The sequence below is a fragment of the Brevundimonas sp. SH203 genome, assembly GCF_002157625.1.
Classification (GTDB): Bacteria; Pseudomonadota; Alphaproteobacteria; order Caulobacterales; family Caulobacteraceae; genus Brevundimonas.
The window spans coordinates 165,005-191,500 of the sequence record NZ_BDMM01000006.1 but is presented as its reverse complement, the minus strand read 5'-3'; the positions used below and the strand labels follow the sequence as shown (position 1 = coordinate 191,500).

At 68.3% G+C, this 26,496-nt stretch carries 17 protein-coding genes and 1 pseudogene; 8 read left to right on the top strand and 10 right to left on the bottom strand.

The annotated features are described in order from the left end of the window. Positions 1-362: pseudogene (locus tag SH203_RS15410) on the bottom strand (1,4-beta-D-glucan glucohydrolase); the annotation flags it as partial. A gap of 297 nt (positions 363-659) precedes the next feature. On the opposite strand from SH203_RS15410, the gene SH203_RS13640 reads away from it, so the two are divergent. Both SH203_RS13640 and SH203_RS13635 read left to right on the top strand, forming a co-directional pair. Continuing rightward, positions 660-2,912: a sialidase family protein gene (locus tag SH203_RS13640; RefSeq protein ID WP_159457572.1), complete on the top strand. Its 2,253-nt coding sequence runs from the start codon at positions 660-662 to the stop codon at positions 2,910-2,912. After that, positions 2,909-4,534 (top strand): alpha-L-fucosidase, encoded by a 1,626-nt coding sequence (locus tag SH203_RS13635; protein WP_087121491.1) that lies wholly within the window; start codon positions 2,909-2,911, stop codon positions 4,532-4,534. The genes SH203_RS13640 and SH203_RS13635 overlap by 4 nt, the downstream gene beginning before the upstream one ends. Positions 4,535-4,537: 3 nt before the next feature. On the opposite strand, the gene SH203_RS13630 is transcribed toward SH203_RS13635, so the two are convergent. The 4 genes from SH203_RS13630 to SH203_RS13615 all read right to left on the bottom strand — a co-directional run bounded on the left by SH203_RS13630 (position 4,538) and on the right by SH203_RS13615 (position 14,393). Beyond that, a complete protein-coding gene (locus SH203_RS13630) occupies positions 4,538-6,484 on the bottom strand; it encodes a sialate O-acetylesterase (protein ID WP_087121490.1) in 1,947 nt (648 codons plus the stop codon). 296 nt (positions 6,485-6,780) lie between these two features. Continuing rightward, on the bottom strand, positions 6,781-9,720 hold the full coding sequence (locus SH203_RS13625) for a TIM-barrel domain-containing protein (protein ID WP_087121489.1): 2,940 nt from the start codon (positions 9,718-9,720) through the stop codon (positions 6,781-6,783). A 29-nt stretch (positions 9,721-9,749) separates the two neighbouring features. Further along, positions 9,750-11,417 (bottom strand): DUF5597 domain-containing protein, encoded by a 1,668-nt coding sequence (locus tag SH203_RS13620; protein WP_087121488.1) that lies wholly within the window; start codon positions 11,415-11,417, stop codon positions 9,750-9,752. 78 nt (positions 11,418-11,495) lie between these two features. Next, entirely contained in the window at positions 11,496-14,393 is a 2,898-nt protein-coding gene (locus SH203_RS13615; protein ID WP_234989515.1) for a TonB-dependent receptor, read from the bottom strand. A gap of 292 nt (positions 14,394-14,685) precedes the next feature. Between SH203_RS13615 and SH203_RS13610 the strand changes: the two genes are divergently transcribed. Continuing rightward, positions 14,686-16,197, top strand: a complete 1,512-nt coding sequence (locus SH203_RS13610; protein ID WP_087121486.1) for a tryptophan halogenase family protein — start codon at positions 14,686-14,688, stop codon at positions 16,195-16,197. A gap of 92 nt (positions 16,198-16,289) precedes the next feature. Here the strand turns inward: SH203_RS13610 and SH203_RS13605 are convergent, their stop codons facing one another. The 3 genes from SH203_RS13605 to SH203_RS13595 all read right to left on the bottom strand — a co-directional run bounded on the left by SH203_RS13605 (position 16,290) and on the right by SH203_RS13595 (position 19,729). Beyond that, positions 16,290-18,092 carry an IlvD/Edd family dehydratase gene (locus SH203_RS13605; protein WP_087121485.1) on the bottom strand — a complete coding sequence of 601 codons (1,803 nt, stop codon included), beginning with the start codon at positions 18,090-18,092 and terminating at the stop codon, positions 16,290-16,292. A 1-nt stretch (position 18,093) separates the two neighbouring features. Continuing rightward, positions 18,094-18,843 (bottom strand): SDR family NAD(P)-dependent oxidoreductase, encoded by a 750-nt coding sequence (locus SH203_RS13600; RefSeq protein ID WP_087121484.1) that lies wholly within the window; start codon positions 18,841-18,843, stop codon positions 18,094-18,096. A 112-nt stretch (positions 18,844-18,955) separates the two neighbouring features. Beyond that, positions 18,956-19,729, bottom strand: coding sequence for an IclR family transcriptional regulator (locus SH203_RS13595; protein ID WP_087121483.1), 774 nt, complete (start codon positions 19,727-19,729; stop codon positions 18,956-18,958). A 164-nt stretch (positions 19,730-19,893) separates the two neighbouring features. Here SH203_RS13595 and SH203_RS13590 point away from each other — a divergent pair, with 164 nt between their 5' ends. The 3 genes from SH203_RS13590 to SH203_RS13580 are packed head-to-tail and all read left to right on the top strand — an operon-like array spanning position 19,894 to position 22,986. Next, entirely contained in the window at positions 19,894-21,468 is a 1,575-nt protein-coding gene (locus SH203_RS13590; protein WP_087121482.1) for a sodium/sugar symporter, read from the top strand. 1 nt (position 21,469) lies between these two features. Continuing rightward, on the top strand, positions 21,470-22,360 hold the full coding sequence (locus SH203_RS13585) for a 2-dehydro-3-deoxygalactonokinase (RefSeq protein ID WP_234989514.1): 891 nt from the start codon (positions 21,470-21,472) through the stop codon (positions 22,358-22,360). Then, positions 22,357-22,986, top strand: a complete 630-nt coding sequence (locus SH203_RS13580) for a 2-dehydro-3-deoxy-6-phosphogalactonate aldolase (RefSeq protein ID WP_087121481.1) — start codon at positions 22,357-22,359, stop codon at positions 22,984-22,986. The genes SH203_RS13585 and SH203_RS13580 overlap by 4 nt, the downstream gene beginning before the upstream one ends. A 6-nt stretch (positions 22,987-22,992) precedes the next feature. Here the strand turns inward: SH203_RS13580 and SH203_RS13575 are convergent, their stop codons facing one another. Then, positions 22,993-23,745, bottom strand: coding sequence for an alpha/beta hydrolase (locus SH203_RS13575; protein WP_087121480.1), 753 nt, complete (start codon positions 23,743-23,745; stop codon positions 22,993-22,995). A 53-nt stretch (positions 23,746-23,798) separates the two neighbouring features. Between SH203_RS13575 and SH203_RS13570 the strand changes: the two genes are divergently transcribed. Together SH203_RS13570 and SH203_RS13565 are read left to right on the top strand one after the other, a co-directional pair. Continuing rightward, complete coding sequence (locus SH203_RS13570; RefSeq protein ID WP_200808951.1) at positions 23,799-24,866, top strand: iron ABC transporter permease; 1,068 nt, start codon at positions 23,799-23,801, stop codon at positions 24,864-24,866. Then, positions 24,863-25,633, top strand: coding sequence for an ABC transporter ATP-binding protein (locus SH203_RS13565; RefSeq protein WP_087121478.1), 771 nt, complete (start codon positions 24,863-24,865; stop codon positions 25,631-25,633). The genes SH203_RS13570 and SH203_RS13565 overlap by 4 nt, the downstream gene beginning before the upstream one ends. Here SH203_RS13565 and SH203_RS13560 read toward each other — a convergent pair. Next, a complete protein-coding gene (locus SH203_RS13560) occupies positions 25,630-26,496 on the bottom strand; it encodes a class I SAM-dependent methyltransferase (protein WP_087121477.1) in 867 nt (288 codons plus the stop codon). The genes SH203_RS13565 and SH203_RS13560 overlap by 4 nt on opposite strands.

Genomic DNA, 26,496 nt, shown 5'->3' with positions numbered 1-26,496 from the left:
GGCGAGGAGTTGCCGCCCGCCAGGATCGACCCCAGCGGATAGGTCAAGAGGTCCTCGGGCTTGATCGAGCCGATGTCGGCCTGGATCGTCTGACCGACCTTCTCCTCCAGCGTCATCCGACCCATCAGCTCGGTGACGAACGCCTCCGTCGCCGCATCCGTCATCGCCGCCGGAGACGCCGCATGAGGCCACAACCCCGGATGCGCCCGAGAAGACGCCGTCACGATCGAAGCCTCCGCCGATACCGCATGAACCGGTACGGGCCGGGAGGCGGTGGATGCACAGGCCCCGCCGGCCAGGGCGAGGCTCAAGGCCATGACGGACACGGCGCTGCGGCGTGCGGTTTGAAAGCCCAGGGTCATGTCGGTTCCGTCTGTTGCGTCGGCGAATGTCGATGAGCGAAAAGTCCGGCGCGAAACGACGTCGCGCCGGAAGGTTTCGCTCAGGGGCGCAAAGATCAAGGCGTCGCACGACGGCCGGAAGCGGCGAATCCGCTGTACCCGAGGTTGCTCCCGCAGCATCGTTGATCGACGCCTTGATTTTTACAGACGCAACTTGATGCACCCGTGACAACCGTGTCAACAGTTTTGCGTTAGCGCTAACATCGAGAGGCGATCAACGCTTCCGATAGAGGGAGAAGCGACGAAATGACGACAGGCGTGACGCGACGTGCGGTCGCTCCGCTGGCCCTGGCGATGGCGGGGTTGGCGAACGAGACGCGGGCGGGAACAGGGGGCGATGCCCCCTATCGCTGGCGCAATGTCGCGGTCGGCGGCGGGGGGTTCATACCCGGCATCGTCTTCAGCCGGGTGGAGCGGGGACTGGTCTATGCCCGGTCGGACATGGGCGGGGCCTATCGGTTCGACGCCGGAGAGGCCCGCTGGTCGCCCTTGATGGACGCCAGCCCCCTTTCGGGCGACTTCGGAATCGAGAGCATCGCCGCCGATCCCGTCGACGCCGATGTGGTCCATGCCGCCGTCGGCGTGAACCGGGGCGATCCGGGCGCCATGCTGCGGTCGAACGACCGGGGACGGACCTGGATCAGGACCGAGGTTCCCTTCCGCATGGGCGGCAACGAGGACGGTCGCGGCCTGGGCGAGCGGCTGGCGGTCGATCCCAACGACAACCGCATCCTCTATTTCGGATCGCGTCACGACGGGCTGCAGCGGTCGCGCGACGGCGGCGCGACCTGGGACAGGGTCGAGGCCTTTCCGCTGAAGGGACTGGGGACGCCTGTCGGCTGGACCACGCACGGCGGGCTCAGCTTCGTCGTGTTCGACCCGCGAAGCGGACGGCGGGGACAGGCGTCAAAGACCCTGTTCGTCGGGGTCGCCGATCCGCACGAACACGCCCTCTATCGCTCCGACGACGCCGGCGAGAGCTGGCGACCGGTCGAGGGCGGGCCGCGCGCGGAGCTTTCGGCGGCCAAGGCCGAACTGGACGACAGGGGCGTTCTTTACGTCACCTGCACCCTGGGCGTCGGCCCGAACGGGGTCACGGACGGCGCCGTCTGGCGACTGGACGCCGACACCGGAGACTGGCGCGACATCACCCCGCCCCGACCTCTGGGCGGCTTCATGGGCGTGGCGCTGGATCGCAGGCGGCCGGGCGTGATCATGGTCTCGACGCTGAACCGCTGGCGGCCCGGCGACACCCTCTGGCGCAGCCTCGACGACGGCCGGACCTGGACCAGTCTGCGCGAAGCCGCCCGCCACGACGTCAGCGCCACGCCCTATCTGAACTGGGGCAATGCCCGGCCGGATTTCGGCTGGTGGATCGCGGCCCTGGCGCTGGACCCGTTCGACGGCGACCGGCTGATCTACGCCACCGGGGCGACGGTCTATGAAACCCGCAACCTGTCGGCCGCCGATCAGGGCCGGCCCACGGACTGGAAGCCCTGGGTCGCGGGCATCGAACAGACCGCCGTCATCACCCTGATCAGCCCGCCGAAGGGGCCGCGCCTGCTGACCGGCTTCGGCGACATCTCCGGCTTCGCGCATGAAGACATGGATCGCTCGCCCCGCCTGCAGTTCACCACGCCCGTCTTCGCCAACACCAACCAGATCGACTATGCGGGCCGGGCGCCGGACATCGTGGTGCGCAGCGGAACCCCGCACGAGGGCGTCGGATCGGAGGGGCACGACGGTTCGACCCTGGCCTGGTCCGACGATGCGGGGCTGAGCTGGAAACCGCTGGGGCGGCCGCGCCCCGCGTCCGGCGAGACGGCGACCCCGCCGGACAATCCGCGCATGGACCTTTATCGCGATGCGCCGATCACCGTGTCGGCGGACGGCGCGACCTTCGTGCTGGTCACGCCGCAGGTGATATGGTCGCGGGATCGGGGCGTCAGCTGGCGACCCTGCGCGGGCCTGCCGCCGCTGTCGCGTCCCGTGGCGGATCGCCAGGACCCGATGCTGTTCTACGCCCTGGATTTCCGCAGCGGCGGCTGGTTCGTCAGCGTCGACGGGGGCGAGCGTTTCGCCGCCGTGGCTTCGCGGGGCCTGCCCGACACGACGCTCGACCGGCCGCTGTGGCGCGAGATCGCCTTCCCGCTGAAGGCCACGCCGGGCCATGAAGGCGATCTGTGGTTCGTGTCGCGAAACGGCCTCTACAACAGTCGCGACGGCGGCCGAAGGTTCGCGCGGGTCGATGGCGGCCTGTCGGTCGAGATGCTGGATTTCGGCAAGGCGCCGGCCGGTTCGACCTATCCCACCCTGTTCGCCATCGGGACCAGGGGCGACGTGCGCGGCGTCTTTCGGTCGGACGACCGGGGCCGGTCCTGGGTGCGCGTCAACGACGGTCGGCACGAATACGGACGACGCTTCCGGGCCATCGCCGGCGATCCGCGCCAGTTCGGCCGGGTCTATGTGGCGACGGACGGGCGCGGCGTCGTCTATGGAGAGCCGGCATGACCCTGTCGCGTCGCGACCTGATACGCGCAGGCGGGGCGGCGCCGCTGATGGCGTCGGCGGCCTGCGCCACGATGTCAGAGCCGCAGACCGCCGGGCCGTTCAAGCCGACCTGGGACAGTCTGATCGCGGGTTACGAGACGCCCGACTGGTTCCGCGACGCCAAGTTCGGCATCTGGTCGCACTGGGGGCCTCAGTGCGTGCCGGAGTTCGGTGACTGGTACGGCCGCCAGATGTATATTCAGGGCAATCCCGTCCACGACCACCACGTCGCGACCTACGGCCATCCCAGCCGGTTCGGCTTCATGGAGTTCATCGACCGGTTCAAGGGCGATCGGTGGGACCCCGAGGGCCTGCTGGACCTCTATCAGGCGGCCGGCGCCCGCTACATCATGTCGATGGCCAACCATCACGACAATCTGGACCTGTTCGACAGCGCCCATCACGACTGGAACGTGATGCGGGTCGGCCCCAGGCGCGACATCGTGGGGACGTGGGAAAAGGCGGTCAGGGCCAGGGGACTGCGGTTCGCGGTGTCCAACCATTCGGCCCATGCCTGGCACTGGTGGCAGACGGCCTATGGCTATGACGCCGAAGGGACGATGAAGGGCGTTCGCTACGACGCCGCGAGGCTGACCCGGGCGGACGGCGCCGGAAAATGGTGGAACGGGCTGGACCCGCAGGAACTCTACACCGGCCCGACTTTCGCCCCGCCCGAGGGGATCGGCGCCATCGCCGAGATGAACGCCTGGCACGATGCGCGCGACGGCCAGTGGATCGAGACGCCGCCCCCGAACAACCCGGCCTTCGTGCGATCGTGGGTTCTGCGCCAGCGCGACCTGATCACCAAATATCGGCCCGACATGGTCTATTTCGACAACTACGGCCTGCCGCTGGGGCGATACGGGCTGGAGGCGGCGGCCGAGTTCTACAACGCTTCGCTGGCGTGGCGCGGGGAACTGCCGGTCGTCAATGGCAAGCGGCTGGACGCGCGCCAGCGCAAGGGGATCACCGAGACGGTCGAGCGCGGCTTCTCGGACAGCTTGCGGCCCGAGCCGTGGCAGACGGACACCTGCATCGGCGACTGGCATTACAACCGCGCCCGCTTCGTCGACCACAGCTATGTGCCGGCGAACGGCGTGGTGCAGCGGCTGGTCGATGTGGTGTCCAAGAACGGCAATCTGATGCTGAACATCCCGCAGCGGGGCGACGGCTCCATCGACAGCGACGAGCGAAGGATTCTGACCGACATCGCCGCCTGGATGCGGGTGAACGGCGAGGCGATCTTCGACACCCGGCCCTGGCGCACCCATGGCGAGGGGCCGACCACGGTGGCGGCCGGAATGCATGGCGAAGGCGCCGCGCGGCCCTGGACCGGCCGGGACATCCGCTTCACCACAAAGGACCAAACACTCTACGCCTTCGCGCTGGAATGGCCCGAGGACGGACGGATCGTCGTGCGGGCGCTGACCCCGCAGGCGGGCCGGGTCGAGGCGGTCGAACTGCTGGGCGGGGGCGCCCTGCCCTTCCGCCAGACGGCCGAAGGGCTGGCGGTCGATCTGCCCGCCGAGCGCCCCGTGACCACCGCGCCGGCCCTGAGGCTGAGAGGCGCGGGTCTGGTCTGAGGCCTATCGGATTTCGGCCTCGAACGGGACGGCGGGCAGACCGGCGGGACCGTAGAGGTTGCAGACGGGGCTGTCGGCCCAGCAGAAGCGGACCTTGAGGTCCGTCGCCGCGGCCGAGGCCAGCACCACCTCGTCGCCCGCAAGCGTCGCATCCACGAAGCGGCAGGCGTCAGCGGCGCCGCACAGTTCGAACCCGACGGGCCGGTTCGAGCCATGGGCGACCAGTCTGGCCGAGGCGGAATAGCGGACATGGACGCCGTCGGCGGCGCGGGTCACGGCGACCGGCTGGGGCGAGACGGGCTGGGTCTGGCCGTCCAGACGGCGGGCCTCCAGCGCCAGACGGCGTCCGACCTCCAGCTTGTTGGTCGGGTGGATGTCGTAGCGGTCGCCGATGTCGATGGCGACGGCGAGGCCCGCCAGCGGATCGGCGTCGACGACCGCCCTCTGGCTCTCGCGCAGGGCCGCCCAGGCGGAGTTGGTCGGCTGGGTCGCGGCGGGACCGAAGTTGGCCAGCTGGACCACCAACGCGCGCATGTCGGGGCTGTCGAACCGGCGGCGCCAGTCGGCGAACAGGGCGGGCAGCAGACGGCGATAGCCGGCGGGATCGCCGATGTTGGATTCGCCCTGATACCAAGCCATGCCCTTCAGGGCGTAGGCGCCCAGAGGGGCGATCATGCCGTTGTAGAGGGTCGTCGTGCCGCTGCCGCCGATCCAGGGGGTGCGCGGGGGATTGGGCAGGGCCGACAGGGGCGCCGCCACCCGGTGGCGCCAGCCCGAGGACAGGGGGATGATCGTCCCGTCCGCCAGCACCAGCCGCTTGTTCGCCGCCGGCCCCCACGCGCCGCCGCCGCCGTTGGTGTCCAGAACCCCCACCGCGATCAGATTCGCGCCGGGCTTCAGCGCGCCGGCCGGAACCGCGTATTTGCGCGGCGTGTCCCAGCCCTGCTGGCCGCCGACATAGCGGCCGTTGACCCAGGTGACGTCGGCGTCGTCCACCGGCCCCAGTTCCAGCATCGCGGCCTGTCGCGCCTGGGCGGCGGTCAGTTGGACGGTGTTTCGCAGCCAGACGACGCCGTCGAAGGTCTCAAGACCCGGCACGGTGGATTCCCAGAAGCCCTCGGCCGGGATCGGCGCCCAGTCCGCGTCGGGGGTGCGCGGCAGGTTCCAGCCCTGTTTCGTGCCGGGGTCGTTGGCGGCCCACCAGTCCTGCGTGACGCGGCGCCAGATGGCGTCGCCCTGGGCCGGATCGCGGGCGTAGGCGTCCAGCGCGTTCAGCGCCTGATCGTGACCGCCCAGGGTCTGGATGGCCTCGCGGCTGAGCCAGTCCTCGATGATCGACCCGCCCCAGGAGGCGGCGATCAGGCCGACCGGGACGCCTTCCGTGCGGCGCAGATCACGGCCCATGAAATAGCAGGCGGCCGAGAAGTCGCGCACGCTGGCCGGGCTGGTCGTGCGCCACTGACCGACCGCGCGCGGCGCGGCGGCCGGCGCCGACAGGCTGGACCGGCCGACCAGGAACAGACGCAGGTTGGGGTCGTTGGCGCCGGCGATCTCGGTGTCGGCGTTGGTCGCCTGGCGGACGGCGAACTCCATGTTCGACTGGCCCGAACACAGCCAGACGTCGCCGACCATGACGTCCGACACGCTCTGGGTCGTGTCGCCAGAACGGGCTGTCAGGACATAGGGACCGCCGGCGGTCAGGGTCGGCAAGCTGGCGCGCCAGGCGCCGTCGGGGCCGGCGGTGGCCTGGACCTGGGTCTGACCGAGACTGACCGAGACGGGGGCGCCGGGCGCCGCCCTGCCCCAGACCGTGATCGGGCGCCCGCGTTGCAGGACGGCGTGGTCCTGGAACATGGAGTCCAGCAGCGGCGCGGAAGGCGCCTGCGCCAATGCAGGAACGGCTGTCGCAAGGACGGCCGTGGCGACGGCGGCGAGCAGGAACGAGCGCATCCGCGCCTCCAAATCTGTCCGCCGCAGCGGAGGGTCCGAAATTGCACTGCACTCCGAAAACGAGTGCAAAGTGCAAGAAAGTGCAATTTCGCCGCCGACCTGGACCGTCCGACGAAAAAAACGGTCCAACGAGTCCAACTTCGCGAGGATTGCGGGTTGCAGTGTCAAAGACCGAGCCGCGATTATAAGGCCGCTCGGCGTCCTGTATGGAAGACGACCCGATCTTTCTGAAAAGGCGTTCCACGACAACGAGTTGAGCATCGACATCATGTCAGATGTCGATCCTCGCGCGGTCTCTAGCGGCGCACCTCCACGGCCTGTCCGCTGTACTGGATCGTCCGGGCCGGAGCTGCGTCGAAGTTTCCGACATCGGCGCCCGGCCCGCTGACGAAGCGCACATTGATCGTGCGGTTCGCCGGCATGGTCGGATAGGCGCCGGTGCGCGCGCCGATGGTCAGGACGCCGGTCGCATCGTTCCAGGTCATGGGGATGTTGGAAAACTCGCCGCGCTCATAGGCGTAGGTCGTCCCCTGATCCTCGTAGAGCGAGAAGGAGCCGTTCGCGCCGGTATAGACGATCAGGGTCAGGGGGCCGTCCAGCTTCTCGGCCGTATATTGGATCGCCGGGCCGGTGGGCAGGATGGAGCCGGCGCGGACGAAGACGGGGATCTTGGCTTCCGGCGCCGCGACAACGGCCGAGCGACCGCCGGCGTATTTCTGGCCCGTCAGCATGTCGTACCAGTCGGCGCCTTGCGGGAAATAGACCGAGCGATTGCGCGCCTTGTATTCCGTCACCGGCGCGACCAGCAGGGCGTGACCGAACATATACTGGTCGTTGATGTCGCGCGCCTTCAGGTCGGACGGGAAGTCCATGACCAGACCGCGCATGATGGTGCCGTCGTGCTGATAGACTTCGCCCGCCAGGCTGTAGATGTAGGGCATCAGCCGGTAGCGGGTCCGCATCTGTTCGGCGTAGGCGTCGTAGAGCGACGTGCCGGGCTGGGCCAGATTATAGACCTCGCGCAGCGGAAACTCGCCGTGCGAGCGGAAGATGGGCGACCAAGCCCCGAACTGGAACCAGCGCAGGTTCAGCTCGTCCCACTCGGCCTTGTCCTCGGGCTTCATGCCGGCGGGGTTGGAGTAGCGGCTTTCCACCGCGAAGCCGCCGATGTCGTGGGTCCAGTTGGCCAGGCCCGACAGGCCGGTGTTCACCCCGGCCGAGATCTGATCCTTCAGATTGTCCCAGCGCGCCACCACGTCGCCGGACCACAGGGTCGAGCCGGTGCGTTGCAGGCCGCCCCAGGCCGAGCGGGTCAGGATGTAGGTGCGTTCGTCGCCCTTCTCGCGCCGGAAGTTCTTATAGACGTTCTCGGCGTTGACCAGCGGATAGGAGTTGAAGACATAGGCGCCCGGCCCGATCGCCGTCGGCCCCATCCGCAGGGTCCGCTCGGGAATGTCCAGGTTGGAGTGCATGTCCGGCTCGACCGAATCCAGCCACCAGCCGTCGAAGCCCATGCCCTTGAAGCTGTCGGACATCTGCTTCCAGTACAGGTCGCGGGCGGCGGGCAGATAGGGGTCGTAGAAGCTGTTGGCGTAGCCGGGGCCGACCCAGTCGCGCGCGCCGACATCGACGTTCCGGGTGTACATGCCGCCGATGGCGTCCAGCTGCTTGTAGTGGTCGGTGGTCGGATAGAATTTCGGCCAGACCGAGATGATGATGTTGGCGTTCATGTCGTGAACGTCCTTGACCATCCGGGTCGGGTTCGGGAAGCGCGCGGGGTCGAACTGGTGCGAGCCCCAGGCGTTCTCGGGCCAGTAGAACCAGTCCTGAACCACGTTGTCGATCGGCAGGCCCAGCTCGCGATAGCGACGCACCACGCCCGTCACCTCGTCCTGGGTGTTGTAGCGCTGGCGGCTCTGCCAGAAGCCGTAGGCCCAGCGGGGCAGCATGACCGACTTGCCGGTCAGGCCGCGATAGTTGGCGATGACGCCGTCCAGATTCTGACCGCCGATATAGTAGTAGTCGATGGCCGTGCCGACCTCTGACGCCAGGCTGAGCGCGCCCTGGTCGGCGGCGGGCAGCGGGTCCTGGTGGCGCAGGGAGATGTAGCCGTCTTCGGGGGTCCACTCGATCCTGATCGGCACGCGCTTGTCCGCCGCCATCTGGACCTGGAAGTCGTGGTCGAAGGGGTTCCAGTTCTGGCGCCAGTTATCCTCGACCAGCTGACCGTCGATCCAGACCTTCGCATAGCCGGAGGAATAGAGGCGGAACTTATGCAGGCCGGGGGTCGCGGTCTCCAGCGTGCCTTCCCAGACGACCTTGACGCCCGCCTGTCCGGGCTTGCCCATGTCGCCGGTCTGGACCGGCTGGCCCGGTTGCGACTTGAAGCCCTCGGGCCAGCGCGACCATTCGCGGATGAACTCGTAGTTCACCTCGGTTTCCTGGCGCTGAACCTTGAGCTGGTCGTTCTGGTAGTAGCTGGCCGTCAGCCCGCCGAACCGGCCCGTAGCGTCTCGCACGATGAACTGGTCGCCGATCATGCCGTAGGGGCGCGGGTCGCCGAAACGGGTGATCGAATTGTTGTCCCACAGGACGCCGTAGTTGCGGCTGGACACGACCAGCGGAATGCCGACATCGATGTTGTGCTGGGCCAGCTGAACGTCGCGGCCCTTGTAGTTCATCACCCCCTGCTGGTGCTGGCCCAGGCCGTAGAAGGCCTCGTCCGCCGGGCTTTCCCAGACCTGGCGCGTGGCCAGGAAGCGATGGTCGCCCTTCTGGTCCTCGACGGTGACGGCGTTCAGCTGGCGGCTGCCCGCCCGCTCCTTCAGCACCTCCTGGCCGTTCTGGTCCAGGAAGCGGACGGCGCCGGTCTGACGCGAGACTTCGGCCGTCGCCTCGGCGGTCTTCAGCACCACGAGGTCGCCTTGTATCTCGACCTGGAACGGGGTGGTGGTCGAGGGCTGGGCCGTGACCATCAGGCTGGCGGGCAGGTCCAGGTTCGCATTTTCGGTCGCGGTGACGCGGATGGTCTCGGGGCCATAGACCTCCAGCCGGACGCGGCGCGCGGCGCCCTCGGCGGGGGTGACGACGACGCCGCTGGCGGTGCGCTCGAACGCGGCCTGCTGGAGGGCGCCGGCCGAGGCGCCGTTCATCAGGCCGGGTGCGCCGGCGCAGGCCGCCAGGGGGGCGGTCAGCAGGGCGACCAGGAACAGGCGGCGGGCGAGGGTCGGGATCATGGCGGGCGCTCGCTTTACTCTTGCAGGGTTCAGTAGGTGGCGGTGACGACGCGCAGCAACTGCGGCCGGTCGGTGAAGTTCAGGCCATAGTCGGTCTGGTCGCCGTTCCAGATCCGCTCGAAAGCCCAGTGTCCGTCAGGATCGAAATGGCCTTCCTCATAGCGGACGACCATCCGGCGCCGGCCGTCGGCGGACGGCTTGGGCGCGAAGTCGATGCGGGCGCGACGGGCCGTGACGATGAACTCGCCCGGCGCGATCTCGGCGATCAGGGCGCCGCCGCCCGGCTTTTCCGTGCCGGGAACGTCGTCGAGGGGGCCGAGCCAGGTCCAGTCGGGCTGGCCGAACTGCCAACGGCGATAGCCGACCGTGGCGGTCCAGTCGCCCAGGTCCAGCGTCTGGGAGGCGCGGTCGTCCGGCTCGGACACGCCCCAGACCTTGCCGTCGAAGGCGGCCCGCGCCCAGACCCGCTGCCACGGCGTGATCAACCGATAGACGTCGCGGAAGGGCGTCAGCGCCGCCTCGTCCACGGCCTTGGCGCCCAGCGGATAGTTGGCGTAGCCGGTGTAGTCGATCCCGAAAGGCGAAAAGCCGATCCCGCCCCGGCCCAGAACCGAAAACAGATAGCGGGCGTAGGGAACATCATTGCCGGTTTCGGCGACGAACAGGGCGTTGTCCGGTCGCGCATAGCGATCCAGATGACCTTCGTAGGTGCGGCTGTCGCGATTGTAGATGTCGGGGCTGAGCATGGCGATGGCGGGGGCGGCGGCCTTCCAGACATCGAAGACGGGCCAGACCGGGCCGCCCGACGCATAGCTGGTCGGGGCGGTGCGTTCATGCGGGTCCGGCAAGGCGGCGTTGACATACAGGGGCAGCGGATATTCGCGCCGCCCCGCCTCGGCGACCGTGTTGACATAGGTGGCGATGGACCAGGCGTGGAAGAACTCTTCCGCCTCGTCGCCGAAGACGGCCGACCAGCTTCCCGGCGCCTTGCCCGTTCGCTGCAGCAGAGCCTGGGGCACGGGACCGTCGAAGGCGGCCTGGGCGGCGGGGGAATAGTCGCGCACCGCGCCGTAGGTGCCGACCTCGTTTTCGGGCTGGACCATGATGACGGTGCGCTGGCGCTCGTCGATCTGGCGGATGTGGCGCATCAGGGCGGCGAAGGCGCGGGCGTCGGCGGCCAGAGTCTCGGCCCCATAGGGGGACATGGCGTAGGATTCCGTCCCGTCCTTCTGGATCAGGTGCGGGAAGCGCGTCGGGTTCAGCTTGACCCAGGCCGGGGCGTATTTCGGCGAGGTGTTCTTCCAGGTGGCGAACCACAGGATGACCAGCCGCACGTCGTTGCGCCGCGCCTCCGCGACCAGATGATCGACGAAGGAAAAGTCGAACCGCCCCTCCTCCGGCTCGATCTGCTCCCAGGCGATGGGAACCTGAACCGTGTTGGCGCCGACATGGCGGACGGCCGGCCAGGCCTGGGCCAGAGGGGCGGGATAGTTGCTCGAATTATTGACCTGGGCGCCCAGGATGGTGAAAGGCGCGCCGTCCACCATCAGGGCGTGACGCCCGTTCCGTTCGACCAGTTCGGGGATGGGCGACGCAACCCGCGTCTGGGCGCGCGTCTGGGCCAGCGTCGGCGAGGCGAGGCCCAGCAGGGTCGCCGCCGTCAGGATCGCGGTCATCCTGGTTGCGAAAATGCCCATCGTCGCCTCCCAACGCCGATCGATGCGAATAGAGACGGGGCGCCGACGGTCAGCCGACGCCCCGCAAGCCGAACCGGATCAGAAGGCGGCGCGCAGCACCACGGCGATCCGGCGGTCGGTGTCAACCCAGTTGTACGGCGGTTTGCGGGTCTCGCTGCCCACTTTCAGCACCGTCCGTTCGTTCAGGATGTTGGTCGATTGAACCCCGATCTTCAGGTCCGGGGTGATATTGTAGAAGACCGATCCGTCCAGTTGGCCGTAATCGCTGGCCCAGACGGGGGCATTGATGTTGGCGGCCGAGGTGGTCAGCAGATATTCCTCGCGCCAGTTATAGGCCAGCCGCGCCGAGATGCCGTATTTCTCGTACATGATGGCGGCGTTGTAGCTGGTGCGCGACATGCCTTCGAGCGGCAGGGTGCTGTCGGATGCGGCGCCGTTCTGGGTGGTGTCGAGGATGTTCTGGCTGGTGTTCTTGCCGCCGTCAGAGCTGATGTAGGTGAAGTTGCCCTGCACGCCCAGGCCGCTGAGGGCGCCGGGCAGGAAGTCGAAGAACTGGGAATAAGCCACTTCGAAGCCATCAACCTTGCCCTTCGACCCATTGGTGTAGCGTGTGACCAGGAAGTCGTAGGTGACGCCGCCGTTGGTGATCGACTGGGTCTCGGTGCCGGTGAAGATGTAGTCCTTGATGTCCTTGTGGAAGGCCGCGAACGTCAGGCTTCCGGTCGGGGCGAAATACCACTCCAGGCTGGCGTCGAAGTTGGTCGCCGTGATCGGCCGCAGGGCCGGGTTGCCGCCGACGGCGGTGAAGGGCGTCGTCGGGTTCAGCGTATAGCCGTCGGGCTGGAAGTTGATCGACAGGTTGGTGAAGGGCTGGAGCTGATACATCTCCGGCCGGACCATGGCGCGCGACACCGCGACGCGCAGTTGCAGGTCGTCCCTGACGAAGCCGCGCAGGTTCAGGCTGGGCAGCCAGTTGGTGTAGCTGCTCTCGACCGGCTGGCCGTCCAGCGAACCGCCATTCACGAATTGACGCGCCTGGTTGAAGGCCGTGCAGTTTGCGTTGGGGTTGTTCGCCGGCGGGCAGGAGCCGGTGATCGACGGCAGGGTGGTGACGGTGTTGGAGCTGGTCTTGGTCTCGACCGCGCGCAGGCCGATGTTGCCGTCGAAGGCGCGACCGAAGAAGGCCGTGTCGTTGCCGAACCGGGCATAGACATAGGCGGCCTGGGTCTTTTCGGTCAGTTCGGTGATGCCGCCGTTGCCGCCGCCCAGACGATAGCTGTCGTAATCGTCGCTGAGCGGGGCCCAGGCGCAGCAGCTGCCATTCTCGGTGTTCTTGAGAATGCTGTAGGCGTGGGCCGTGCCCTGGTTCAGGAGGTCGGCCGTCGGGAACCAGGCGACCCCGGGAACATTCGTGTCGCCGCGGAAGAAGTTGTCGAAGCGATACAGGAAAGAGGACTCTGGAAGACGGGAATCCTGGGCTCCTCCGCTAAAGCCTGTGTCGGTGAGATAGACCGGATTGGCGTTACCCATCCAGTATTGGTTGGACAGCGCGCCCCAGTTATAGCCGGTCTGACGGTTGGTGTAGTTCTTCTCGGTGCCGCGCACCCCGAAGGCCACCGACTTGAAGAAGGGCGCGCTCTGGTCGAAGTCGTAGCGAGCGTCCAGGCGACCGGCCAGTTCGTCGGCCTCGTTGTTTTCGATGTGATCCATCGCCGCCGCCCACCAATAGGCGGACTTGTCCTCGGGCGTGCCGCCGGTCGAGGTGACGGTGGGCAGATCCCCGTCGATGGTGATCGCCAGGTTCGGACGGTCCCGCAGCTGGGTGAAGGCCGTCATCGAATAGATTTTGGCGCTGGACTTCACATACTGCAGGTCGCCCGAGACGGACCAGTTGTTGCCCGGCGTGTACTGGAAGTTCAGCGCCACATCGCTGGTCTTCTTGGTGTCGTCGCCGACGCGGGTGTCGGTGCTCCAGTTCGCCGACGGGATGGCGCCGCTGAGGAAGACGTTCTGGTCGTTGTATTTGTAGCTGGAGTTGGGCGTGACGATACTGTCGGTGCCCAGCGCATATTCGACGTTATAGGCGTCGGCCTGCGAGGCCAGACCCTGCAGGGTGAACAGCCACTGGTCGTTGGGCCGCCATTGCGCGGCCAGGGCGACGGCCGTGCGCTTCTGCTCCCAGTCGATGGTGCGCCAGCCCAGATATTTCGGCACGAACACCGTCTGGCCCGCCTTGCCCGATCCGTCGGTGCTGGCGTTGGTGGCGTCCAGGGTGACGGGATCGTAGCGGTCGACCGAGATGGAGTTGGTGCGGTTGCCGACGTTGGAGACACTGACGTTGGCCAGGAGGCCGATCTCGCCGATGCCCGTCTGCCAGCGATCCGTCGCCAGCACGCTGCCGGACCAGAAGCCTTTTTCGGACAGGTCGCCGTAGTTGTAGTCGGTGTTGACGGCCAGGAGGGGCTTGGAGTTGTCGAACGGGACACGGGTGCGAAGATTGGTCGTGCCGGCGATGCCGCCCTCGATCATGTTGGCGGCGACGTTCTTATAGACGTCCACACCCGCCAGAAGGTCGGCCGAAACGTCCTCGAAGCTGAGCCCCCGCCCGTTCGAGGCGGAGAAGATGTCGCGGCCGTTGGTTTCGGAACGCACCCAGGACAGGCCGCGAATGAAGACGCCGCCGCCTTCGGCCGCCAGACGCGCGGGGTCGCGCGCGGCGTTGGTGCGCTGAAGCGTGACGCCGGGGATGCGCTGCAGCGCCTCGGACACCGAACGGTCCGGCAGGGCGCCGATGTCGACCGCCGTCACCGAGTCCACGATGACCTCGGAGTTCTTCTTGATCGCCTGGGCCGAGCGCAGCTGGGCGCGAATGCCGGTGACGACGACCTCATCGACCGTCGTCGCGCCGTCGGACGCGGCCGGGGTCTGCGATTGGGCGAGCGCGCCCGTCGGCAGCGTCGCCGCGACCGTAATCAAGGAGGCTCCGCACAGCAGAGCGATACGACGAACGTGATTTTGACGAGACATCAGTCTCTGGACCTTCCTGCTGGTCGCGCCCGCCGCTCAACCGGCGACTTGGGGGGCGACATCCCTCTCCCAATGCGACCGCTCAATCCATGTTAGCGCGACCACCTTTGAAGGATGCACAAGTTTTCACCCACTGAAAAGCATTTTCTGATAGCGCTACCACAAATGGCGGAAGCGCTGGATTTCGTTAGTGTGCGAAACGACATGACCGGCGAAAACGTCGACCCGGGGAGGCGATGAGATGGATCAGCGTGCGGACGATGTGCGCCATGTGGCCATTGTGGGCGGGGGCACGGCCGGCTGGATGGCCGCCGCCGCCCTGGCCCGCGCCTTTCATCGGCCGGGCGGACTGAAGGTCCAGATCACCCTGATCGAATCGGAGGCCATCGGCACGGTCGGCGTCGGCGAGGCGACGATTCCGCCGATCCGCCAGTTCGTGGAGTCGCTGGGCCTGAGCGAAGACGACTTCATCCGCTCGACCGCCGCGACCGCCAAGCTGGGCATCGCCTTCAAGGACTGGAGCGGGCCGGGGTCGGAGTATTTCCACGGATTCGGCGACTATGGCCCGGTCATCGCCGGCCCGCCCTGGCGACAGTATCTGTTTCGGCTGAAGGCGGAGGGGCGGATCGAAAACCTGGACGCTTGGTCGATGCCGACCGCCATGGCCCGCGCCTGCAAGTTCGCGCCGCCGGTGGACGACAGCCGGTCGGTGCTGTCTCACTACAGCTACGCCTATCAGTTCGACGCCGGCCTGTTCGCCAGGCGTCTGAGGACGCTGGCCGAAGCCCTGGGCGTGCAGAGACGCGAGGGACGGATCGAGGGCGTGGATCGCGACGGCGAAAACGGTCTGGTCCGGGCGTTGAGAATGCAGGACGGCGGCGAGGTCGCGGCCGATCTGTTCATCGACTGCTCGGGCTTCCGCGGCCTGCTGATCGAACAGACGATGCAGGCGGGATACGAGGACTGGACCCGATGGCTGCCGTGCGACCGCGCCGTCGCCCTGCCCTGCGCCTCCACGCGCGCGCCGGAGCCGCTGACCACCGCCCGCGCGCGCGACGCCGGCTGGCAATGGCGCATCCCGCTGCAGCATCGCGTGGGCAACGGCTATGTCTATTGCAGCGATCATGTCGACGATCAGACGGCGCTGGACGACCTGCTGGGGCAGATCGAGTCCGCGCCGCTGGCCGAACCGAACCGGCTGCGTTTCGTCACCGGCCGGCGGCGCGAGGCGTGGAAGGGCAATGTGGTCGCGCTGGGCCTAGCGTCCGGCTTCGTCGAGCCCCTGGAATCGACCAGCATCAACCTGATCCAGACGGGCATAGGGCGGTTGCTGGAGCTGTTTCCCGACCGGACGTTCGATCCCGCCCTGATCCGCGAATATAATCGCCGTTCCGCCCAGGAGTTCGAGCGCATCCGCGACTTCATCGTGCTGCACTATCATCTGGCCGGTCGCGAAGGGGCGATGTGGGACCGCTGCCGCCGCACGCCGCCGCCCGATACGCTGGCGGCCAAGATCGACCTCTTCCGCGCGCGCGGCGAGATCGCCCTGTTGGAGGACGAGTCTTTCCGCGAGGACAGCTGGACCGCCGTCTTCACCGGATCGGGCGTGTGGCCCAAACGCCTGTCGCCGCTGGTCGAGATCGAACCGCTGGAGGCGGTGGAGCGACAGGCGACCCAGTTTTCCCAATTGATCGCGCGCGCCGTCGCCAGCCTGCCCGACCACTCCCACCACTTCACCGGCTACGCCCGATGATCCCGCCCCGCCGGAACGCATCCTGATCGTCGGCGGGCCGCTGGTCCCGGGGACGTCCTGCGGACGCCCCGGAATGACGCCGGGACGTCCGTTCAGTGGTTGTCGCGGGGCAGGCCCACAGTGTCGACGATGCGGTGGTATTTGACGGCGGGTTCCAGAACGGCGCCGGTTTCGAGCTGGCCGACGACGGCGCGCTGCATCTCCTGCCACGGGGTCTGGGAGGCGGGATAGGCATAGCCGCCGACGGCCTCGAAGGCCTGGCGACGCTCGGCCAGTTCCTGATCGGAAATCAGGATGTCGGCGCGGCCGGTGTTCAGGTCGATACGGACCCGGTCGCCGGTCTTCAGCAGGGCGATATTGCCGCCCGCCGCCGCTTCGGGCGAGGCGTTCAGAATCGAGGGAGAACCGGAGGTGCCCGACTGGCGCCCGTCGCCGATGCAGGCCAGGGCGCTGACGCCCTTTTTGATCAGATAGGCGGGCGGCCGCATGTTCACGACCTCGGCCGCGCCCGGATAGCCGATGGGGCCGGCGCCGCGCATGAACAACAGGGTTCGTTCGGTGATCCCCAGGCTCTCGTCGTCGATGCGGTGGTGATAGTCCTCGGGTCCGTCGAAGACGACGGCGGGGCCTTCGAAGGCGTTCGGGTCGTCGGGGTTGGACAGATAGCGTTGGCGGAACTCTTCAGAGATCACGCTCAGCTTCATGATGGCCGAGTTGAACAGATTGCCTGTGAAGACGACGAATCCGGCGTCGGTCTTCATCGGCGCGTCGAAGGTCTTGATGACGTCGGGCAGGACGATCTCGGCGTCCCTGCAGTTCTCGCCCATGGTCTTGCCGGTGACGGTCAGGGCGCCCTCGCGGATCAGCCCCTGTTTCATCAGTTCGGAGACGACGGCCGGCACGCCGCCCGCGTGGAAATAGTCCTCGCCCAGATAGTCGCCCGCCGGCTGGAGGTTGACCAGCAGAGGAACGTGCAGCCCCTCGGTCTGCCAGTCCTGCAACGGCACGTCGACATGGGCGTGGCGGGCCAGGGCCGTCAGGTGGATGGGCGCATTGGTCGAGCCGCCGATGGCGGAGTTGACGACGATGGCGTTGTGGAACGCCTCCCTGGTCAGGATGTCCGAGGGCTTCAGATCCTCGCGCACCATATCCACGATCCGCAGGCCGGTCTCATAGGCGACCTGCGCGCGCTCGCGATAGGGGGCGGGAATGGCCGCCGAGCCGGGCAGCGACATGCCCAGCGCCTCGGCCAGCGAATTCATCGTCGTCGCCGTGCCCATGGTGTTGCAATAGCCGACCGACGGGGCGGACGAGGCGACCAGTTCGATGAAGCCGTCGTAGTCGATCTCTCCGGCCGCCATCATCTGACGCGCCTTCCAGATGATGGTGCCCGAGCCGGTGCGCTCGCCCTTGTGCCAGCCGTTCAGCATGGGGCCGACCGACAGGGCGATGGCGGGGATGTCCACGGTGGCCGCGGCCATCAGGCAGGCGGGCGTGGTCTTGTCGCAGCCGATGGTCAGGACGACGCCGTCCAGCGGATAGCCGTAGAGGCTCTCGACCAGACCCAGATAGGCCAGGTTGCGGTCCAGACCGGCCGTCGGCCGCTTGCCGGTTTCCTGGATCGGATGGACCGGGAACTCCATGGCGATGCCGCCCGCCTCGCGGATGCCCTCGCGGACGCGCTCGGCCAGGACCAGGTGGTGGCGGTTGCACGGCGACAGGTCCGAGCCGGTCTGGGCGATGCCGATGATCGGCTTGCCGGACTGAAGCTCCTTTCGCGTCAGCCCATAGTTCAAATAACGCTCCAAATAGAGCGCCGTCATGTCCGGGTTTTCGGGATTATCGAACCAGGCGCGGCTGCGCAGCGGCTTCTTGGTCTGGGAAGTGTCGGTCATTTCAGGTCCAGCCGCCGTCGACGACATAGTGTTGATTGGTGATGGCCCCGGCCTCGTCCGAACACATGAAGACGACGACGCGGGCGATGTCGTCGGGCACGAGGCGGCGTTTCAGGCACTGGTTGGCGTAGATGTCTTTTTCGGTCTCGGGCGTGACCCACAGCTCCAGCTGGCGCTCGGTCATGATCCAGCCGGGCGCGACGGCGTTCACCCGCACCCCGAACGGACCGAAGTCGCGCGCCAGCGAACGGGTCAGGCCGATCACCGCCGACTTGCAGGCCGTATAGGCCGGCATCCCGCCCTGGCCGATGATCCAGGATGTCGAGCCCAGGTTGACGATGGCGCCCTTGCCCGCCGCCTGCATGTCCGGCAGCACGGCCTGGGCGGCGAAGAACTGGTGCTTCAGATTCACGGCCATGCGGCCGTCCCAATAGTCCTCGGTCACGTCCAGCGTCGCGTGGCGTTCGTCGTGGGCGGCGTTGTTGACCAGAACGTCGATGGGACCGAAGGCGTCGCGCACGGTCTGGATCGCGGCCTTCAGAGCCGGAATGTCGGTCAGGTCGCAGGTGACGAACAGAGCCCCCTGACCCAGTTCGCCCTGAAGCCGCGCGCCGCGTTCGGTGTCGATGTCGAGGAATCCGACCCGCGCGCCCTGGGCGTGGAAGGCGCGGACGATGCCCTCGCCTATGCCCCCGGCGCCGCCGGTGACGACGACGGTGCGATCCTTCAGATCGGTATAGATGGCGGCCATGGCGGAACGCGCCTCCCGACGCTGACGGATCGTCTTTCGCAGATGGAGGTCTTTTTCACAAATGAAAGTCGTTGCCGTCAACAAAAAACTCTGCCGACGGTCGGCGTTCGTCCTAGGCTTGGGACACGGCGCCCATCTGTTCGGAGATGATGACCGACGCCCGAACCAGCCTGGCCGCCGCCTCGTCCTTGGCGCAGGAGGCCGCCGCCTGTTCGATGAAGGGGGTGATCAGGGTGGCGATGACGCCGTCCGCCCCCATGATCGGCGCGACCAGATCGGTGACGCCCTTCACGAAATCGCTGGCCCGTTCGACGTGGTCGCCCTGGGTCATCTCATGCGCCCGCTGGGCGAAGGCCTCGACCGTCCGCCGATCCGACAGGCCGACCAGGGTTTCGTGCAGTTGGGCGCGGGTGCGGGCGTTGGCGCGGGCGTAGAACATCAGGCCCGAGGTCGCGTGCAGGATGCTGCGCCGATAGCCGATCCGCACCGAATAGCCGAGGTCGCCGGGGCTCTCAATCCGGGCGATCACCACGATCTGATCGCCGGACGGCACGACCAGGTGACAGGACTGCATCGTGCCGGACGCCAAATCCCGCATCGCCGGCAGGGCGGCGTCCACCAGCGACTTGATCGGGGCCTGGGTCATGCCCAGGGTGAACAGGCGGTTGGTCAGCCGATAGCCGTCCGACGACTGTTCGATATAGCCGCGAAACTCCAGCACCTGGATCATGCGGAACAGTTCGCTGACCGAGCGGCCCAGGGTCGCCGACATCTGGGACGGGGTCATGGGCTCGCCCTGGGCGGACAGAAGCTCCAGCACGTCCAGACCCTTTTCCAGGGCGGGGGCGCGATATTTGCGGTCGTCGGCGAGGTCCGTGTCGGTCATGGAAATCCTGTCTCGGGAAACGGCCGCTGACAGCGACACTCGCGGACGACATTATCGCGGATAAAAGCTGCCCGCACATATAAAAATCACATTGCGGCAAGGCAGCGGCTGACCTAGGCTATGCGCCGCGCCCGGAACCCGGGCCGCCAAGGGGGAAGCAAACCATGTCGCTCGCAGGACTCGATCTGGCGATCCTGGCCATCTACGCCGTCTTCATCTTCGGTCTGGCCCAGTGGGTGTCGCGAAGCAAGGCGGGGCATCAGAAGACCTCGACCGACTATTTCATGGCGTCCAGGAGCCTGCCGTGGTGGGCCATCGGCGCGTCGCTGATCGCCGCCAACATCTCGGCCGAACAGATCATCGGCATGAGCGGCTCGGGCTATGTGATCGGCCTGGGGATCGCCTCCTATGAATGGATGGCGGCTCTGACCCTCTTGATCGTGGGCAAGTTCTTCCTGCCGATCTTCCTGCGCAACGAGATCGTGACCATGCCGCAGTTCCTGCAGCAGCGTTACGGCCCGACGATCAGGAACGTGATGGCGGTCTTCTGGCTGCTGCTCTATGTCTTCGTCAACGTGACCTCGATCCTGTGGCTGGGCGCCATCGCCGTCCACACCGTGACCGGCTTCAACCAGGACTACGCCATCATCGCCATCGGCGTCTTCGCCCTGGCCTATCAGCTGTGGGGCGGGCTGAAGGCCGTAGCACTGACCGACATCGTGCAGGTGGCCCTGCTGGTCTGCGGCGGCCTGATCATCGGTTTCATCGCCCTGTCGACCATCGGCGGCGCGGGCGGGGCGGTCGCGGGCTTCCACACTCTGATCACCCAGTTCCCGGACAAGTTCGACATGATCCTGTCCAAGGACAATCCCCACTATCAGGAACTGCCGGGCATCGCCGTCCTGCTGGGCGGCCTGTGGGTCATGAACATCAGCTACTGGGGCTTCAACCAGTACATCATCCAGCGCGCCCTGGCCGCCAAGTCGCTGCCGGAAGCGCAGAAGGGCATCGCCTTCGCCGCCTATCTGAAGCTGCTGATGCCGGTGATCGTGGTGCTGCCGGGCATGGCCGCCCTGATCCTGGCCCCGAACCTGTCGGCGCCGGACCAGGCCTATCCGACGATGATGAACCTGCTGCCGGTGGGTCTGAAGGGGCTGGTCTTCGCCGCCCTGATCGCCGCCATCATCGCCTCGCTGGCGTCCAAGGTGAACTCGATCTCGACCATCTTCACCCTGGACCTCTACGCCAAGATCAGGAAGGACACGCCCGAGCATCAGCTGGTCACGGTCGGCCGCATCGCCGCCGTCGCCGCCGTCATCATCGGCATCCTGACCGCCCGCCCGCTGCTGGGCGGCTTCGATCAGGCGTTCCAGTTCATCCAGGAGTTCACCGGCTTCTTCACCCCCGGCATCGTGGTCATCTTCATGCTGGGCTTGTTCTGGAAGCGCGCGTCGGAAGCGGGCGCCCTGACCGCCGCCATCGGTTCGGTCGTGCTGTCGGCCGTCTTCTGGTGGCTGCAGGAGACGGGCCAGTTCATCTTCCCGTTCATGAACCGGGTCGGCGTCGTCTTCGTCGTCTCGCTGATCGCGGCGGTGATCGTGTCCCTGCTGGTCCCGGCCAAGCCCGACGCGATGAAGATCAAGCTGGACCAGATCAGCTACAAGACCTCGCTGGGCTTCAACCTGGCCGCGGTTGGCGTCGTCGCCTTCCTGATCGTCGTCTATACGATCTGGTGGTGAGGTGAGCGGCCAAGCCCGTCTGATCGGGGTCGACTGGGGCACCAGCAATCTGCGCGTCATGCGGATCGCCGAGGGCGGCGCGGTGCTGGACAGCCGGTTCGATCCGCGCGGCGCCGGCGGCCTGTCGCCCGATCAGTTCCGCCCCGTGCTGGAACAGGTCGCGGGCGGCTGGCTGACCGACGGCCTGCCGGTCATGGTCGGCGGCATGGCCGGGGCGCGCGGCAAGTGGCGCGAGATGGCCTATGCCCCCTGTCCCGCCGGGATCGCGGAACTGGCCCGCGCGGTCGAACGGCCCGACGACGCGCCCTTCGTCGCCCTGGTCCCCGGTGTCGCCGCCTGTCGCGACGGGCGGCTGCATGACGTGATGCGGGGCGAGGAAACCCAAGTCATGGGTCTGGACGCGCCCGCCGACGCCGTGGTGGTCGCCCCCGGCACCCACAGCAAATGGATCGAGACCCAGGCCGGGTGGATCGTCGATTTCCGCACCTTCATGACCGGCGAATTGTTCGCGGCCATCCGCAAGGGCACCATCCTGGGCGTCGGCATGGACGAACCGGGCGTCGACGACGACGCCTTTTCGGACGGGGTGCAGCGCGCCCTGGCCGATCCGGCGATCACCGCCGCCCTGTTTTCCGTCAGGATCGAGAGCCTGGCGGGTCGGCTGCCGGCGACGGCGGCGGCGGACTATCTGTCCGGCCTGCTGATCGGGGCCGAGATCGCCGCCCAATCCGACATGGCGGCGCGTCCCGTCGTCCTGATCGGCGCCGAGGCCCTGTGCCGCCGCTACGCCGCCGCCCTCGCCCTGGGTGGTTTTTCCGACGTCCGCACGGCGGACGGCGCCGCCGCCACGGCCCGGGGCCTGTGGCGCATTCACGAGGCCGCATCCGCATGATCCCCGTCGCCATCGAAAGTCTGGACGCCCTGCCGCTGATCGCCATTCTGCGCGGTCTGACGCCCGACGAGGCGGTGGAGGTGGGCGAGGCCATCGTCGCCGCCGGCTTCACCTGTCTGGAAGTGCCGCTGAACTCGCCCCAGCCGCTGGAGAGCATTCGTCGGCTGCGCGCCGCGCTGGACGGCCGCGCCCTGATCGGCGCCGGCACGGTCCTGAGCGCCGAGGCCGCGCGACAGGTGGCCGAGGCGGGCGGCCAGCTGGTCATTTCGCCCAACACCGACGCCGAGGTGATCCGCCAGACCAAGGCGCTGGGCCTGCTGTCCCTGCCGGGCTTCTTCACGCCTTCGGAGGCCTTCGTGGCGCTGGACGCCGGGGCCGATGCGCTGAAACTGTTCCCCGCCGAGGTCGCCGGGCCCAAGGGCCTGAAGGCCGTGCGCGCCATCCTGCCGGCCGCGACGCGCGTCTATGCCGTGGGCGGGGTCGATCCCGACAGCATGGACGGATGGCGGGTCGCCGGCGCCTCGGGCTTCGGCATCGGTTCGGCGGTGTTCAAGCCGGGCCAGAGCGCCGAACAGACCGGCCGCAACGCCCAGGCCTTCGTCGCGGCCTGGCGTCGCGAGGGCTGACGCCGCTCACGTCCCTGCGCCGCCGGCGTGGCGCAGGATGTCGGGGATCAGGGCGAAGGGGGCCGAGCCGTGGTCGGCGGCGGGCGCCTGTCTGAAGATCGCGCCATCAGGCCTGGCGCCGGCCCAGGCGGCGATGCGGTCGCGCATGTCGCGTGCGGTTTCCGCCTCGCCGCAGCCGATCAGCACGGCGGGCGAGACGATGTCCGGCGACGGCGTCGACCACCACAGGGACGGGCTGACGGCGATCCAGCGGGCGAACAGGCTCGGCTCGGCCTGAAGCGTCTCCAGCACGAACAGTCCGCCCAGCGAATGGCCGAACAGTGTGGCGCGCGCCACATCCACGGGCGCGGCCTCGGCCAGCATCGGCAAGACCCGATCCGCGATCCAGCGGTGCATAGCCTCCCCGCCGCCTGACGGTCGCGCCCAGCCGGGATCGGCGCAGGGCCGACGGGTGAAGTCGTGGGCGCGTTGATCCTCCACCGCCCCCTCCTCCGGCCGATGGGCCAGGGCGGCGACGACCATCGGCGCGATCCCGGTCTTTTCCGTCCGGTGCGACAGGGCCGCAGCGGCGCCGGCCAGGGCCGCGAAGAACCGGCCGCCGTCCAGCGCCAGCAACAGGGGCCAGCCGCCCGGCGGCGGCTCGCCCTCCGGCGTCGCCAGCATCAGGTCCATGCGCCGCCCTTCCGGCCCCGTCAGCGCGCGGACGCGCCAGTGCGGCGCGGTCCAGGGCGTCCAGTCGGCGGGATCGGGGTCGGTCATGATCCGATCCTAGCCCATGCGCGCATCATGTTGTAATGCGACGCAATCTGATCATGGATATTTCCCTTCCCTCCTCCGACGCCGCGCGTAACGTCCTGAACCAGCACCGGCGTCTGCGCCTGCGCCGTTGGGGGCTGCTGGCGGGTCTGGCGGTCGCCTGCGTGGCGGCGCTGTGTCTGGATGCGGCGACCGGGCCGTCCGGCCTGTCCCCTTGGCGGATCGTCGCCGGCGTCCTGCGCCCCGACCGGCTCAGTCCGTCCGAGGCGGCCATCATCTGGCAGATCCGCCTGCCCTACGCCCTGACCGCGATCCTGGTCGGGGCGGCGCTGGCCTTGTCGGGGGCCGAGATGCAGACGGTGCTGAACAATCCCCTGGCCAGCCCCTTCACGCTGGGGGTGTCGTCGGCCGCCTCATTCGGGGCGTCGCTGGCCATCGTGCTGGGGCTGGGCCTGCCCTTCGTGCCGGCGGACGGGGTGGTGGCGTTGAACGCCTTCGTCTTCGCCTTCGGATCGGTGCTGCTGCTGCAGGCCCTCGCGCGGGCGCGGCGCGGCGGGGTGCAGAGCATCGTCCTGTTCGGCATCGCCCTGGTCTTCGCCTTCAACGCCCTGACCGCCCTGGTTCAGTTCGTCGCCTCGCAGGAGGCGCTGCAACAGCTGGTGTTCTGGACCATGGGGTCGCTGTCGCGCGCCAGCTGGCGGTCGGTCGCCGTGCTGGCGGCGGTCCTGGCCCTGACCCTGCCCTTCTCCTGGGCGGCGGCGCGCGCCCTGACGGCGTTGCGGCTGGGCGAGGATCGCGCCCTCAGCGCCGGGGTCGATGTGGGGCGGTTGAGGTTCCTGTCCCTGTTGCGCGCCAGCCTGCTGTCGGCCGCCGCCGTCGCCTTCGTCGGCGTGGTCGGCTTCGTCGGTCTGGTCGGGCCGCATATCGCCCGGCTGCTGGTGGGCGAGGATCATCGGCTTTACCTGCCCGCCAGCGTCCTGAGCGGGGCCTTGCTGATGTCCCTGGCTTCGGCGGCGTCCAAGGTGCTGGTTCCCGGCGCGCTTTTGCCGGTCGGGGTGGTGACGGCGGTGATCGGGGTGCCGGCCTTCCTGATCCTGATCTTCCGCAGCGGGGCGCGGGGATGAGCCTGGTCATCGAACATCTGACCGCCCGTTACGGCGAGCGCGCCATCCTGTCGGACGTGGCCTTGCAGCCGCTGGCGGCGGGACAGGTCGTGTCGCTGATCGGGCCGAACGGGGCGGGCAAGACCACGCTGATGCGGGCCGTTGCGGGCCTGACGCCGGCCTCAGGCCAGATCCTGCTTGACGGGCTGGACCTGAACCGGATGTCCATCGCCGAGCGGGCGCGTCATATCGCCTACATGCCCCAGACCCTGCCTCAGGACGTGGCCCTGACGGTGCTGGAGACGGTGATCGCGGCGCTGGAGGCCTCGCCGTCCGCCGCCGGGTCGCACGCGGCCGAGGTGCGCGCCCTGGCGGCGCTGGAGCGGGTCGGGGCGGTCGATCTGGCGCTGAAGCGGCTGGACCGGCTGTCGGGCGGGCAGCGCCAGATCGCGGGCCTGGCCCAGGCCATGGTGCGCGAACCGCGCGTCCTCCTGCTGGACGAACCGACCAGCGCGCTGGACCTGCGGCACCAGCTGGAGGTGTTCCGCCTGGCCCGCGACTACGCCCGCGACCATCGGGCCGTGGTGATGATGGTGCTGCACGACCTGCAGGCCGCCGCCCGCGTGTCGGATCGGATCGTGGTGCTGTCCGACGGACAGGTGCGTATCGAGGGTTCGCCGGCCCAGGCCGTCACCCCCGCCGTCCTGGCCGATGTCTGGCAGGTGCGCGCCCGCGTCGAACCCTGCGCGCGCGGCCAGATTCAGGTGATGGTGGACGAGGTGCTTTAGGCCGGACGCGCGCTGACGATCCAGGCCGCGCCGTCGATCCAGACGCCGTCGGGGCGCAGCTTGCCGGCGAAGGCCAGCCGCACCGCCGCCAGAGCCTGGGCGCGCACCGTTTCCGAAACGCCCCGCAACGCCCGCTCCAGCGGCCCGACGCGGATCGCGTGATCGACCGCATCGTCCAGGGCCGCGTCGGCCGTGTCGCCCGCGCCGAACGGCACAGGGCTGTCGAAGGGGCGAATGTCGATGTCGGCATAGCCGGCCCTCTCCAGTATCCGCCGGACGCGCTCACGGTCACCGAACGAGAACGGGCCGGGCGCCTCCGGGTCGGGCGGCGGGACGGACGCCAGATGGCGGATCGCGCTCATCGGCAGGCGGGTCCAGTCGTTCTCGGCCGCGCCGCGCCAGCAGACGAAGACCAGCCGCCCGTCCGGCTTCAGTGCGCGACGCAGATTGGCGAAGGCCGCGACCGGATCGTCGAAGAACATCACGCCGAAGCGCGAGACGATCCGGTCGAAGTCCGGCGCGAACTCGGCCAGGGCGGCGTCCGCGAGACGGAACTCGACCGCCCCGTCCGTCTTCGCCGTTCGCTCGGCGGCGAGGTCCAGCGCGCGGCCGATCAGGGGCGCCGAGATGTCCAGACCCACGACCCGGCCGGACGAACCGACGCGGGCGGCCATGTCGAAGGTCGTGGCCCCCGCCCCGCAGCCGACATCCAGCACATGGTCGCCCACGGCCGGGGCGGCGACGCGCGCCAGGGCCTCGCCATAGGCCGCCAGCATCCGGTCCAGCCGGTCCTGGTTCTCGACCCAGCGCCGCCCGTTGTCGCCGTTCCAGTCCAGCGAAGGCGAAACCGCCGCCCCGCTCAT